Source organism: Acholeplasma equirhinis (assembly GCF_017052655.1).
GTDB classification, from domain to species: domain Bacteria; phylum Bacillota_I; class Bacilli_A; order Acholeplasmatales; family Acholeplasmataceae; genus Acholeplasma; species Acholeplasma equirhinis.
In genome coordinates, this window is record NZ_JAFIDC010000001.1 from 298025 (window position 1) to 311385 (window position 13361).

The window sequence follows — 13361 nt, forward strand, 5'->3', positions numbered from 1 at the left end:
TATGATATAATGGTGGAAAGAGGAACATAATAAATGAAAAAACTTAATGAAATGTCATTAGATGAACTATGGCAGTTGTTTCCTATTTTCTTAGTCCCACATAATGAAAAATGGAAAGTCGATTATGAAACAGAAATAGATGAAATTCTATCAATATTACCAAATAGTATCGTAAGATCGAATCATCATATTGGAAGCACAAGTATTCAAAATATTTATTCAAAAGATATTATTGATATCTTGTGTATTATCAACGATTCACAAGCTTTTCAAATCATAATCGATAATCTTCAAACAAATGGTTATATCTTAATGAATCAAAATGAAACAAGATTAACCTTTAATAAAGGTTATACAGAAAATGGATTTAGTAATAAAGTATTTCATTTGCATATCAGACTTCAAGATGACCATGATGAACTATATTTTAGAGATTATTTGATTGAACATCCTGAAGTTGCTAAAGCATATGAGTCCCTAAAACTTGAACTAGCAGTAAAATATAAGCATCATAGAGATTACTACACAGAGTCAAAAACAGAGTTTATTACAAAATATACCCATCTTGCTAAGGAACTCTATAAAAATAGATACTAAAAGGAGACATAAGTGAATTCAATAGAAAAGTATAATTTAGTTAATAAAATTGTTAAAATTGTTTCAGGTTTGATTACTTTAAGTTTCATCGTAATCATGATCATTGATTTAGTGAGTGGTACTTTCTTTGATCGAATTTTAACGCTGTATTTACCATATTTTGGTATCATTGTTTTCATTATGTTGAATGTAAATTTTATACTTGATATCGAAAGAAAAAAAATAATTGACAAGAATTTTGGTCCTGTTACTCAGGAAGATAGAAAGCAGGCTAAAATACTTTATAAAAGATATTTATCTTTACTAGCAAATAATACAGACTTTTCAGGTAAATATGCCGATTTTGATTTTGAACTGATTTCATTTAAAGCAGTATTGAAACAACTCATGAGAGGCTATAAAGTGCATTATGAGTCAGTTAAACACTTTTATGAAATGGAAGTTTTATTAGACTCAGAAACATTTAAGGAATTCTCAGAAGATATGAGTGAATTTAAGTCATTTGTTAAATCAGTTACAGAACTTTTCCAAAATAATCGCGTTGAATTTTAAACAGGAGCAATCCTGTTTTTTTAACTTGCCAACATTTATACTTTGTATCTTTAAATATTTTCCAATTTCTTTGTTGTAAAATAAGCATATCAAAAGGAGGTATTTTATGAAATCATTTGATAACCCAAGAGTATTTAGAATGCCTTTTAGTTCTATTTACCCACTCTATATTCAAAAGGTGACAGTTAAAAACAGAACTCAAGAAGAACTTGATCAAGTTTTATCTTGGTTAACAGGATACTCGAAAAAACAATTGATTGAACAAATTGAAAATGGAAATTCACTTCAAGCCTTTTTTGATGAAGCACCAAATTTTACAGATAAAGCACATTTAATCACTGGTGTTATTTGTGGTGTGAGATTAGAAGAAATAGACCATCCATTAATGAAGAAAGTTCGCTATATGGACAAAGTGGTTGATGAATTAGCTAAAGGTAAATCATTAGAGAAAATATTTAGAAATTAATTTGAGCAAAATACTTGCGATGTAGCTTATACCACTCTAAACTGGGCTTACAAGGAAGGGTATTATGGAAAAATCTCAAACAGAAATTAAATTAATTAACAAGGTGTCAAAATACAAAGAACCATTTAGAACTATTTGTCTTAGATTGCATGAAATTATTATGGAAACTAAGCCTGAACTTATGCCATCTTTTATGTATGGTATGCCTGCATACAGAAATAAAGAAACAAGAGAGATACTATGTTTTTTTAGACATGATGATTATGTCACCTTTGGACTTCAAGGTTCAGCAAAATTAGAATTTAGAGAAGGTGAAGGTAAAATTCAACCAATTGCTTGGTATATTGAAGAGATGAATCAAGCAGTTGAAAAACAAATTAAAGAAATACTTAAACAAGCGATTAAGTAGCAAAAAACATTCAAGAGGTTTACAAATTAAACCTCTTTTTTGTAATGTGATACAATTAAAACAAATAATCAATTCATTAGGAGCTTATTATGCCAAAGATCAAAGGGGTAAATCTTGGAGGCTGGTTCGTTTTAGAACGATGGATGAAACAATCACTATTTGAGAATGTCGATAGCAAGGATGAAACTGGCTTTGTTTTAAAACACCCAAATCCAAAAGAAGCATTAATCAATCACTGGAAAACATGGATTACTAAGGATGATTTTTTTTGGTTGAAATCTATTGGAATTGATTCAGTTAGAATACCAATTCCTTGGTGGTTACTTGATGACAAACCTTATTTTTCACCACTTGAATATATTAAGAATGCACTATCTTGGGCAGATGAGGTTGGTCTTTCTGTAATGCTCGACCTTCACACAGCACCTGGTTGTCAAAATGGATTTGATAATGGTGGTATTGAAGGTGTTATTGATTGGCCAAAAGATCCTAAAAACATCAAACTGACTGTTGAAAGACTTGGATTTATTGCAAGAGAACTTGCAACAAATAACTCAGTTTTCGCAATCGAAGTATTAAACGAACCACATTTTAATATGGACTTAGATATTATCCAAAATTTTTATAAAGATGCTTATCAAGAAATTAGAAAGTATTCAAGTAAAAAGATTGTTTTCCATGATGCATTTAGACCAAATGATTCCTCTTGGTTAGAATTCTTTAAAACCAATTCGTTTGAAAATATTGGATTTGATTTACATCTTTATCATTGTTTTGATGAAAAACTTACACACGGTACACCAAAAACACATGTTGATGAAATCTTTAATGTAAGAATACCAACGATTCAAAAACTAAATTCTATAATCCCTGTTTATATTGGAGAATGGAGCTTGGGTATTAGACAACAAACTTTAGTAACAGATTTAGATTTTGATTACTTAAATTTTGAAAAGATGTTAGCAAGCCTCCAACTCTATGCATACAATTATGCATCTGGATATTATTTTTGGAGTTACAAAATTGAGCATCAAGAGGCCCATCATGGATGGGATTTCAGATCATTAATTAAACGAGGCATTTTACATATATGAAATATACGATAAAACTTGTAGAATCAAAAAAGGATGCTAAAGCATTTACTGAACTTCCGATTAAATTATTTAAGCATATCGATGCATTTGTACCAGCACTTTCAATGGATGAAATGAATGTTTTTGATCCTAAGAAAAATCCTGTTCATGAGTATTGTGAAAGTGTTCGTTATATAGCACTTAATGATAAAAGTGAAGTTGTAGGTCGTATTGGAGGCATCATTAATCATCGATATAATGAAAAATTTGGAAAAAAGATTGTTAGATTTACGAGACTTGATATGATTGATGATTTTGAAGTAACAAAGTTACTTACAGATACTATCATTGCGTGGGGTAAATCAAAAGGAATGAATGAAGTGATTGGTCCAATTGGATTTACCGATTTGGATCGAATGGGTATGTTAGTTGATGGGTTTCAACATTTAGGTTCATTCATTACAATTTGGAATCCTCCGTATTATAAAGACCACTTAGATCAATTAGGATTTTCTAAAGATGTTGACTGGATTGAATCGCAAGTACCATGGCCGAAAGAGATGCCAGAAAAAGTTTCTCGTGCCACTGAAATTGTTACTAAACGATTTGGTTACAAACTCGTTAAAATGAAGTCAATGAAAGAACTCCCTAAGTATGTTTATGAAGCTTTTGATGTGTATAATAGAGCATTTTCACCTCTATATGGATTTTTACCGGTTACTAGAAAAGTACAAGATTATTACATTGCACAAATGAAATCACTAGCTAAACTTTCTATGATTTGGTTTGTTAAAAACAAAGAAGATAAAATTATTGCTTTTGGAATGATGATGCCAAGCTTAGCTAAAGCAAATAAAAAAAATCAAGGTAAATTATTACCTTTTGGATTCTTGCGTCTTATAAAAGCAATCAAATCTTATGATGTCATTGATTTTTACTTTGTTGCAGTAGATCCTGAGTACCATGGAAAAGGTGTTCTATCTTTAATTATGGAAGATGGTATTAAACAAGGTATCAAAGCAGGTGTAACACATGCTGAAACAGGTCCTGAATTAGAATTAAATACTAAAATACAGTCACAATGGCGTGATTATGACCCAATTTACCATAAACGTCGTAGATGTTATAATAAAAAAATCTAAGTGCATGTTATCATTGTTAATGTGTAAGTCATTTGAAAATTAAAACCTTTATTTATAATAAAGATTAGACTATTACTGAAAGGGGCAAACTTTTTAATGATTAAAGTCATTCTTAATAAAGCTGATTTGAGTTTGGTACAACCAGAACTCAATATAGCATCAGGAATTCAAGTTGTCGAAGAAACCAATCAAATCACTATGATTATGGATGAAAAACATTACGAAGTTTTGGAGAGAATACTTAAACGAATTACCATTAACAGAAAAGAAATCGTATTTGAAACACCTGAAGGTTGGGCAAAAATTTATATTAGAGATATTCTTTATATTGAAAGTTTTGGTACTGAGATTTATATTCACACACAAAGTCAAGGTGAGGTTGAAGTCAAACAACCACTCTATCAATTAGAAGAAATGCTCTCAAACTTCAACATCATTAGAATTGGTAAATCGTATTTGGTAAACTTAAGTAAAGTTGTATTTATCAAAACAAAGTTAAATGCGAAACTTGAACTTGAACTCCAAAATGGAGATAAATTAGAAGTCATGAGAAGTTATGTCAAATCTTTCAAAGAACGATTAGGTATCGGAGGAAAGAAATGAACGCTTTAGGTATAGTTGTAATCTCAGTATTAGGGGTTATTTTCGCATTTGTTCTTTACCGCATGATTGTAGATATTATTTGGAATAAAAGACTAGAAAAATTTCACAAAACAAATGAAAATCCAGTTTTTAAATCACCTCTTAGAATGTTGAATTTAAAAAGAGGCATGATTGGTGCATCAACTGCGCTACTTGCACTTGTACTGGTTGTTACAGGTGTTTTTGATTTATCACAGACTGTACTTGATGTTGATACTGGAAAGTTGAAAACATTAGAATATGCAAAAAAAGCTCATTCAATGGAAGATATTCTAGATAAAATGAACGCAGATGATGCTTCATATTACTACGGACCTGAAGCAGGTAATGGTGCCCTTGCACCAGAAGAAGATCTTGACGGTACAACAGCGTCACAAAAGTCAATTGTTGGAACGAATAATCATGTTGAGAGTGTTGAAGAATCAGACACTGTTAAAACAGATGGTGATTTAATTGTTTTTGCTGATCAATATAATCCTGATACACTTCAACTATTTGAAGTGGATGAAAATGGATTATTAACTAAACTTGCACCAATCATTTTTGATAAATACTATATTTCATCCATATTCTTAACTGAAGATTATATCATCACAATCGGTATGGAATTTGAAAATATGTATACATATTATGATCAAGATCATGGTATATATAGCATGGCTTATGTTGGTTGGTATCCTACGCTTTACCAAGGTAAAGCAAACGTTGTTTCAAGAGATACACATGATATTGTTTATTCAATTAAGACAAATGGATTGATTAAAGCTGAAAGACTGATTGATAATAATTTATACTTAATATTTAATACTTATCGTCAAGAAGCATCAATATTACCAAAATTTATTGAAATAAAAGATGATGTAGAAGTTGAATCTGTATTGCCTTTTGAAGATATTTTCTTCTTTGATCAAATTCCTGCTTATAATTTAACAACAATATTAAGTTTAAATTTAAATACTTTTGAATACGATGCAGAAGCTTATTTAGGTGTCGCAGAAGATATCTATGTGACGAAAAATGCAATCTATGTTTCTGGTTATTATTATCAAGAAGGCATTTTCTTTTTTGATGGTGGAAACAAAACACACCTTGTTAAATTTAAATTGAACACTGAAACTGGAAAAGTTAGTTATGCTGCAAGTATCGTCTTAAGTGGCTATATTGAAAATCAATTCTTTATGGATGAATATCAAGGTCATCTAAGAGTTGCAACCTCAATTCAATGGGATGCATTTGAAAAAAATAGACTTTATGTTTTAGAAGAAGATGAAACAACGGATAAATTCTATATCGTTGGTTTACTCCAAGATGGTATTGGTAAACCACAAGAAAGAATCATGTCTGTTAGATTCTTTGAAAACTTCGCTTATATCGTTACTTTTAGAAATACCGATCCTTTATATACAATTGACCTTTCAGACCCAGCTAATCCTGTCATCATTAATGAAATAGAAGAACCAGGATATTCAACATATCTTCATCGATTTGGTGATCAACAATTAATTGGTATTGGATATGATGAAAGTTTTGGTGTTAAAATATCTGCATATCTTTCAGAAAATACCTCTCTTCCTATAGAAACTTTCTATTTCAAAGATGATAGTCCAGAATACAGTTGGAGTTATAGTCAAGCATTAAATGATCATACGAAGATTCTAGTATCACCTGATTTAGGATTTATTGGCTTCGCAGTATCTAAAACAACTTACGGAAATAATCAAAATACTTATTCAAGTGCGTTTTATGTCTTCAATATTAATTTTGAAGATGAGGATATTATTAAAGATCCAATCATTATCAATCATACAGGTGCACTATATACATATACTGTAGATAAAGCAGTTTATATCGATGGTATATTCTATACATTCTCTAATCTATCCGTTGTTTCATATAATGTTTCAACATCGAGCATAATGCAAACAGTAGACCTCAAATCCTAACATATTATATAATCAAGTAAAAGAGGGATGATTTTATGAAGAAATTATTTGCCATTTTAGGCTTGTTGTTAGTATTATTTGTAACCGCATGTACCCCTGGAGGACCAAATCCAGGAAATGATAATCAAGATGGAAACCAGAATGAAGGTCCTGGTGTTGGAGAATACGAAGAAACATAAATGAAAAAAAGCCAATATGTTTGGATAAACATGTTGGTTTTCTTTTTATGATATAATCAAAGCATACTTAATAAAGTATGGATTGAGTATTTGGGAGGTACGATATCCATGGACCAAATGATTCTTGTCATGGTCGTGACAGTGATTGCAGCCACCATTGTCTTTGGCCTCGTTTTTACACATATATATGTGAAACAAGTATTTAAGGGGATTGATTTTTGGATCTACGGTCTAATCATTGAAGCTGTTGGTTTCAACCTATTTTTATTTGGACACATTCACGCTGACTATACAATTTATATGTTTGCCAATATGCTGTTATCCGTAGGATTACTGTTCTTTTATATTGGAACAAATCGATTTATTCAAAATGATGTATCCTATGTTGATATGGCAATAGCTTTATCAATTACATATGTCATGCTCGTTATTTTCTACTACGGATTTGATTTAATGATGGTACGTCAAATTACAATGAGTGCTTACATTATTTATGTTACAGGTAGACTTTTACATACATTAAATTTCCATTATTATCGTGGTCAAAGTGGTTATTTATTACCATTTATCATCGTTACTTATGGACTTGTCTTCTCACAAGTTATACGTATTGTTTTAATTTTATTTGGACTAAACTTCCAACCAATTTTTATCGAAGGATTCATCGTTGATGATCTCATCATGTTGATTATCAGTTCATTTGTTGCAATGCTAGCATTCTTTATGACAATTGCAGTTAACATTAGAATGGTCAATGAACTCAATAAAGAACGTGAAAAACTGCAACACTTATCGATGACTGATTATTTAACAATACTTCCTAACAGAAGAATGTTAAATCAACATATCGAAATGTTAATTGATAAACAAGTACCATTTGCAGTTGTAATCTCTGATATGGATGAATTCAAACGTATTAATGATCGTTATGGACATGATATTGGCGATAAAGTGATCCAAGCTTATGCAGAAAGACTTTATCAAAATAAACGAGAAGGTGATTTCATTGCAAGATTTGGCGGTGATGAATTCATTACAGTTTATAGTGACTTAGTTGATACTGATGAGCTTAGAGCATTCTTGCAAAAAAAAGAAAAAGAACTCTACAAACCGATAGAAATTGATGGTCATCGATTTGAGATTTCATCTTCAGTTGGTGTTGCCAAATACCCAACTGATGCTACTAACTTAGATGCGGTCATTAAAAAAGCAGATAATGCACTTTACATGGTGAAAACATCTGGTAAACGTGGTATGATTTTCTATTCTGAATTAAAAGATATAAAAAAGTGAACCTTTGACGGTTCACTTTTTAATTAACATACGTAATCCATTTAGAATAACTAAGATTGTAGATCCTTCATGGGCAACCACACCAAATGGTAATGGAATTTTAATAAACACGTTAAACACGAGAAGTAAGAAGATCACTAAAGTTGAGAATAACATGTTTTGTAAAATGATTTTTTGATTTTCTTTTGCCAAATGCAATAATTTAGGAATGTTGTCTAAATTATTATTCATAAAAATGATATCTGCGGTTTCGATTGAAAGGTCAGTACCTGAACCCATTGAAGCACCAATATCTGCACTTGCAAGTGCTGGTGCATCATTGATACCATCACCAACCATAAAGGTTGGACCATATTTAGCTTTTACTTCATCAACATATTTTTTCTTTTCATGTGGTAATGCATTAAAGATGACTTCATCAATACCAGCTAGATTTGCAATTGTTTTTGCAGTTTTTTCATTATCACCAGTTAGAAGAATTGGTTTGATACCTTGTGATTTAAGTCTTTCAATCATCTTTTTAATACCAGGTCTTAAGTTATCATTTAATGCAATGTATCCAACTAATTGATCATTTAATATAATATGGACAATTGAATAACCTTTTTCTTGAGCAGTCACTAATTTTGGAGATAATAAATGAGAATGAATATATTCGAACTTACCAACTTTATAGGTGTTGTTGCCAAGTTTTAATGTCATACCATGACCAGGTTCTTCAGTAACCTTAGATGGTGTATAAGTCGCCTTATCTTCTAAGTAGGAAGTAATCGCAGAAGCAAGTGGATGACTTGATAATTTTTCCATTGAATAGACAATATCATAAATATCTTTTTCATTGTATGATTTATCAATTTCAAATTCTACAACAGTCGGTGTACCTTCTGTGATTGTACCAGTTTTATCCATGACAACAGCTTTAATTGTTGATAAAGTTTCTAAATGATAAGCACCTTTAATTAAGATTCTATGTCTTGCAGCATTCGACAATGCAGATAACATTGATGGTGCAACTGAAGCCATTAAAGCACAAGGTGAACCAACAACTAAAACAACAGTTGCACGATAAATTGCTTCTTCCCAAGGTAACCAACCAAAACTAGAAGGTATTAATAACCAAGAGATAGCAAGTGCAATCACTGAATATACATACCATTTTTCAATTCTAGATAAAAGACTTTGACGTTTACCTTGATTTTCTTGTGCATCTTTTACAAGATTTATGATTTTTGAAACCACGAAGTCTTCAGGAGAAGTTGTAATCTCAATTAAAATAGGTGAAGTTAAGTTAAATGTACCAGCATAAACTGTATCATTTAAATCTTTAAGTACTGGCATTGATTCACCAGTAATTGCAGCTTCATTAATTGATGATTTACCACGGATGATTTTACCGTCTACTGGGATTGAATCACCAACTTTAACAATTACTTGATCACCAACTTTTAATTCTGAAACATCAACAACTGTTTCTTCACCATCTTTATATAGTGTTGCATGATCGGGAGAAATATTTAATAAATTTGTAAGTTCTTTTTTAGACTTATTTGTTGCATAACCTTCTAAAATACCGGATACTGCAAAGATCATGATTAGCAATGCACCTTCACTTGGGTTACCTATTAAAAATGCAGATATTGCAGCAAGTATCATTAAAATTTCTACATTCAAAGCTTTATTTTCAATGGTTTCTTCAATACCTTCTTTGGCTTTGAAAAATCCTCCAAGTAAGAATGCGACTCCATAAACTGTTACTACATAAGGACTTGATTCACTTAAGTAGTTTTGCATGATATATGCAACAATGGTTAATAATATTGAAATAGAAACGACTATCGTTTCAATTAAGAGTTCGTTTTCTGGTTTAGCATGAGAATGTGTATGCATAATAGTTACCTCTTTCTTAATACACATATACTGTAACACTTATAAAGATATATCACAAGTTATTTATAAAAAAATGAGCCTTATTTATAAAGATAATGAATAAGACTTACATTTAGGGAACTGCTACCACAATTTAATCTGTTTAATCTATGGTAAGATAAGGCTGAGGAAAGTGCTATGAAAAAGATTTGGTTGTTGATTTTATCATTGTCAATGATACTTGCAACCTTTAGTTGTAAAATAAATCCAATTAATACAAATCCAAAAGACGATGATCCAATTGTCGAAGAACCAAATCAACCAGAAGAACCTTCTGATTTATTTGGTTTTAATCGACTCTTTAATGACGATATTTATAAAACTTTAACAATAAAAATAACACGTTCTGAGTGGCAAAGATTTAGACAACTTCAACTTCAAAATCAACAACAATATGGCACGATTAAATTAGATACTTATGTAAAAGCTGATCTACTTTATGAAGATCATGATGGTAGTTTATTAATTAAAAATATCGGATTCAGAAATCGAGGCAATACATCGATTGACTTTATCAGTGATTCAAGTGGGAATCCTATCATCAATCATTTTAAATTCAATTTTAGATATCAATTTGATGGAGAACATCCAGAAAATCAAGGTAGACGTGGTTTTGAATTAAAAGAACTTGATCTTAAATATAATAAAAATCAAGTTCCACATTATATGACAGAAGCTTATAGTTTAGAAATGTTTGAGCACTTTGGAGTTTATGCACAAGAAGTTTCACATGCTTTAATTAAACTGGATATTGATGGAGAAAAACATACATACGGTCTATATACAATCTTTGAACCGATTGATGATGAGTTTATCGAAAGAAGATTTTCAAAAGAATCTTCTAAAGGTGATTTATATAAATCTTTATGGCAGGGATATGGACCAGCATCCTTACAAATACCAAATAATCAAGCTGCATATGGAGAAGAAACTTTAACTTATCATCCTGCATATGATCTTAAATCGAATAAAGATATTTATCCAAAACACAATAATCTTTCAAGTTTTATAAATGGCATAAATGCTTATACAGGTGAAGACTTCATCCATTTTATTGATCAAAACTTTAATGTTGAAATGTTTTTAAGATATTTAGCAGTCAATGTCTTTTTAGGTAATCCGGACGATTACAGAGCAATGGGTAATAATTATTACTTATATCAAGATTCGAAAACAAAAAAATGGTATATGTTTCCATATGATTTTGATCATGCATTAGGTAATGGTTGGAACCCAATAAATAACTATACAATTGGAATCGATATTTATGACTGGTTTAATCAAATGGTCATTAATTCAAACAACAATTTTTATAAACCAATTCTTGCTCAAAAAATACTGGATATTCCTCAATATAGAGCCCTTTACGAAGAAATTTTAACAGAAATTTTAAATGATCAATATTTCACTTTTGAATACTTTTATCAACGATATCAAAAAACTAAACTTCTCTATCAAAATACGTTTTCAAATGCTATATTAAACCTTGGGTTTAGTAGAGGAAATAGTGAATGGTATATCAATGCTAAAATACAAGATGTACAAAATCAATTAATGTAAAAATTGAATTGAAAAAGAAGAATTGTTGTGTTACAATAAACATGCTTAAATGGTAAGCACAGTTAGCTCAGCGGGAGAGCACCTGCTTGACGTGCAGGGGGTCACAAGTTCAATCCTTGTACTGTGCACCACTGCATTATCACTTATTTTATCCCCATTGATTTGAATCTAGTAAGAGCCCTACCAGGCATATCTTACCACAAACTGTAGTACTAGTTTACTACGGAACGTGGTAACAGTCAAGGAAAGTGAGTGATTTTTATGCTAAAATTACGTGAGTTTAGACTAATTAAAGGTCTAACACAAACAAAATTGGCAGAAATGTTGGGTATTTCGCAACAAGCTATAGCAGCTTATGAGAATGGTGTTAGAAAACTAGATCAAGATTTAATTATTAAATTTTGTCTGGTTTTAGAAGTTTCACCAGATGATCTTCTTGGTTACAAAGATGCTTATAGTAAATATACGAAATATCTAATGAGTCTAGAAGAAAACGATAAGGTAAAATGAAGACCACATTTTTTTTAGTGTGGTTTTTCTATTATTAAGAGGTGATTTATTGAAGAAAATATTGCTTATATTTAATCTACTATTATTATCTGTGTTAAGTGGTTGTATTCATAATTTAAATGAAATCATTGATCATACAGAAGATCATGTTATTTTAACTTACTCAGTACAATTTTATGTGGAGAATTCTGTTTATTATGAGTACAATGAAAAATTCAATAGTTATGTAAAAGTTCCTAAAAATCCTGAAAAGTTATATTATATATTCGATGGTTGGTTTGATTCTTTAGGCTCTAAGTTAGATCCGAAAAAGAGTTATAATTCGAACATTAAATTTTATGCTAAATTCAGTTTTGATTATGTACTTGCAAATAATACTATTCAAACCAAGATAATAAGTTCAAATGTAAAGATAAATACATATGTATATGATCTCGGGTTTTTAGGTTGGTCACACATTAATCAAGGTTATGGCAGTGGGAGTGGGGTAATAATTGATTTGTTTCAAGATTACTTCATTGTTTTAACTAATGCACATGTAACTTATAATCATGGTAGAAGTCATATTATCATTGATGTAATTGACTATAAAGGTAATGCATACAAAGCTTATAAAATGGAAGATTCAGAATTATTAGAATATGACCTATCATTGATATATTTCAAAAAAACTTCAATCTCATATAATATTATCCAAATTGCACAAGACAATCCAAATATTGGAGAAATAGCAATTTCAATTGGTCAACCTGGTGGTCAAAATAATAGCGTAACATACGGTACAATAATGAAATATACAAAAATAAATGAGTATAAAGAAGGTTCAAGTTTTGAGCCACCTGAATTTAATGTAATGCAGCATAATGCACCAACAGCTCCAGGTTCAAGTGGTGGAGTGATTTTAAATGATAAATTAATGTTAATAGGATTGCATTTTGCAGGATCAACAGATTCTTTTGGTAATTTTGCTTTTGGTTATGCTATTCCTGTGGGTAAAATTCGAGAATATTTGAAGTTGTTCAATTTCATCCCTGAATAATTCAAAAACTTTTATTGTACAATTTTGGGG

14 protein-coding genes and 1 tRNA gene are annotated in these 13361 nt (G+C 30.4%); 14 read left to right on the forward strand and 1 reads right to left on the reverse strand.

Annotation, left to right across the window (positions count from 1 at the left end; translation table 11 throughout):
* Positions 1–33 precede the first annotated feature (33 nt).
* From JV173_RS01360 to JV173_RS01405, 10 genes are all read left to right on the forward strand, one after another.
* Positions 34–597, forward strand: a complete 564-nt coding sequence (locus tag JV173_RS01360; RefSeq protein WP_205734497.1) for a GrpB family protein — start codon at positions 34–36, stop codon at positions 595–597.
* A gap of 12 nt (positions 598–609) precedes the next feature.
* The gene (locus JV173_RS01365; protein WP_205734498.1) at positions 610–1149 is read left to right on the forward strand and encodes a hypothetical protein; all 540 of its coding nucleotides are present in this window, start codon (positions 610–612) and stop codon (positions 1147–1149) included.
* A 106-nt stretch (positions 1150–1255) separates the two neighbouring features.
* Complete coding sequence (locus tag JV173_RS01370; protein WP_205734499.1) at positions 1256–1615, forward strand: DUF2200 domain-containing protein; 360 nt, start codon at positions 1256–1258, stop codon at positions 1613–1615.
* A 64-nt stretch (positions 1616–1679) separates the two neighbouring features.
* A complete protein-coding gene (locus JV173_RS01375; protein WP_205734500.1) occupies positions 1680–2024 on the forward strand; it encodes a DUF1801 domain-containing protein in 345 nt (114 codons plus the stop codon).
* Between the two features lie 89 nt (positions 2025–2113).
* Entirely contained in the window at positions 2114–3118 is a 1005-nt protein-coding gene (locus tag JV173_RS01380) for a glycoside hydrolase family 5 protein (protein ID WP_205734501.1), read from the forward strand.
* Positions 3115–4239 carry a GNAT family N-acetyltransferase gene (locus JV173_RS01385; RefSeq protein WP_205734502.1) on the forward strand — a complete coding sequence of 375 codons (1125 nt, stop codon included), beginning with the start codon at positions 3115–3117 and terminating at the stop codon, positions 4237–4239. Before JV173_RS01380 ends, JV173_RS01385 begins: the two co-directional genes overlap by 4 nt.
* Before the next feature lie 96 nt (positions 4240–4335).
* Positions 4336–4842: a LytTR family DNA-binding domain-containing protein gene (locus JV173_RS01390; protein ID WP_205734503.1), complete on the forward strand. Its 507-nt coding sequence runs from the start codon at positions 4336–4338 to the stop codon at positions 4840–4842.
* Positions 4839–6824: a beta-propeller domain-containing protein gene (locus JV173_RS01395; protein ID WP_205734504.1), complete on the forward strand. Its 1986-nt coding sequence runs from the start codon at positions 4839–4841 to the stop codon at positions 6822–6824. The genes JV173_RS01390 and JV173_RS01395 overlap by 4 nt, the downstream gene beginning before the upstream one ends.
* A gap of 35 nt (positions 6825–6859) precedes the next feature.
* Positions 6860–7003, forward strand: a complete 144-nt coding sequence (locus JV173_RS01400; RefSeq protein ID WP_205734505.1) for a hypothetical protein — start codon at positions 6860–6862, stop codon at positions 7001–7003.
* Positions 7004–7111: 108 nt separating this feature from the next.
* Positions 7112–8296: a GGDEF domain-containing protein gene (locus JV173_RS01405; protein ID WP_205734506.1), complete on the forward strand. Its 1185-nt coding sequence runs from the start codon at positions 7112–7114 to the stop codon at positions 8294–8296.
* A gap of 12 nt (positions 8297–8308) precedes the next feature.
* Here the strand turns inward: JV173_RS01405 and JV173_RS01410 are convergent, their stop codons facing one another.
* The gene (locus JV173_RS01410) at positions 8309–10183 is read right to left on the reverse strand and encodes a heavy metal translocating P-type ATPase (protein ID WP_205734507.1); all 1875 of its coding nucleotides are present in this window, start codon (positions 10181–10183) and stop codon (positions 8309–8311) included.
* Positions 10184–10360: 177 nt separating this feature from the next.
* Here JV173_RS01410 and JV173_RS01415 point away from each other — a divergent pair, with 177 nt between their 5' ends.
* The 4 genes from JV173_RS01415 (at position 10361) to JV173_RS01430 (ending at position 13331) form a co-directional block, all read left to right on the forward strand.
* A complete protein-coding gene (locus tag JV173_RS01415) occupies positions 10361–11782 on the forward strand; it encodes a CotH kinase family protein (protein ID WP_205734508.1) in 1422 nt (473 codons plus the stop codon).
* 56 nt (positions 11783–11838) lie between these two features.
* Positions 11839–11913 (forward strand) — tRNA-Val (locus JV173_RS01420).
* 130 nt (positions 11914–12043) lie between these two features.
* Entirely contained in the window at positions 12044–12292 is a 249-nt protein-coding gene (locus tag JV173_RS01425) for a helix-turn-helix domain-containing protein (RefSeq protein WP_205734509.1), read from the forward strand.
* A 49-nt stretch (positions 12293–12341) separates the two neighbouring features.
* Positions 12342–13331, forward strand: a complete 990-nt coding sequence (locus JV173_RS01430) for a trypsin-like peptidase domain-containing protein (RefSeq protein ID WP_205734510.1) — start codon at positions 12342–12344, stop codon at positions 13329–13331.
* Positions 13332–13361: the final 30 nt, after the last annotated feature.

Excerpts from the sequence above, each read along its gene's own strand:
- JV173_RS01360 (WP_205734497.1), top strand. The coding sequence starts at position 34 with ATGAAAAAACTTAATGAAATGTCATTAGATGAACTATGGCAGTTGTTT.
- JV173_RS01370 (WP_205734499.1), top strand. The coding sequence starts at position 1,256 with ATGAAATCATTTGATAACCCAAGAGTATTTAGAATGCCTTTTAGTTCT.
- JV173_RS01375 (WP_205734500.1), top strand. The coding sequence starts at position 1,680 with ATGGAAAAATCTCAAACAGAAATTAAATTAATTAACAAGGTGTCAAAA.
- JV173_RS01380 (WP_205734501.1), top strand. The coding sequence starts at position 2,114 with ATGCCAAAGATCAAAGGGGTAAATCTTGGAGGCTGGTTCGTTTTAGAA.
- JV173_RS01385 (WP_205734502.1), top strand. The coding sequence starts at position 3,115 with ATGAAATATACGATAAAACTTGTAGAATCAAAAAAGGATGCTAAAGCA.
- JV173_RS01390 (WP_205734503.1), top strand. The coding sequence starts at position 4,336 with ATGATTAAAGTCATTCTTAATAAAGCTGATTTGAGTTTGGTACAACCA.
- JV173_RS01395 (WP_205734504.1), top strand. The coding sequence starts at position 4,839 with ATGAACGCTTTAGGTATAGTTGTAATCTCAGTATTAGGGGTTATTTTC.
- JV173_RS01400 (WP_205734505.1), top strand. The coding sequence starts at position 6,860 with ATGAAGAAATTATTTGCCATTTTAGGCTTGTTGTTAGTATTATTTGTA.
- JV173_RS01405 (WP_205734506.1), top strand. The coding sequence starts at position 7,112 with ATGGACCAAATGATTCTTGTCATGGTCGTGACAGTGATTGCAGCCACC.
- JV173_RS01410 (WP_205734507.1), bottom strand. The coding sequence starts at position 10,183 with ATGCATACACATTCTCATGCTAAACCAGAAAACGAACTCTTAATTGAA.
- JV173_RS01415 (WP_205734508.1), top strand. The coding sequence starts at position 10,361 with ATGAAAAAGATTTGGTTGTTGATTTTATCATTGTCAATGATACTTGCA.
- JV173_RS01425 (WP_205734509.1), top strand. The coding sequence starts at position 12,044 with ATGCTAAAATTACGTGAGTTTAGACTAATTAAAGGTCTAACACAAACA.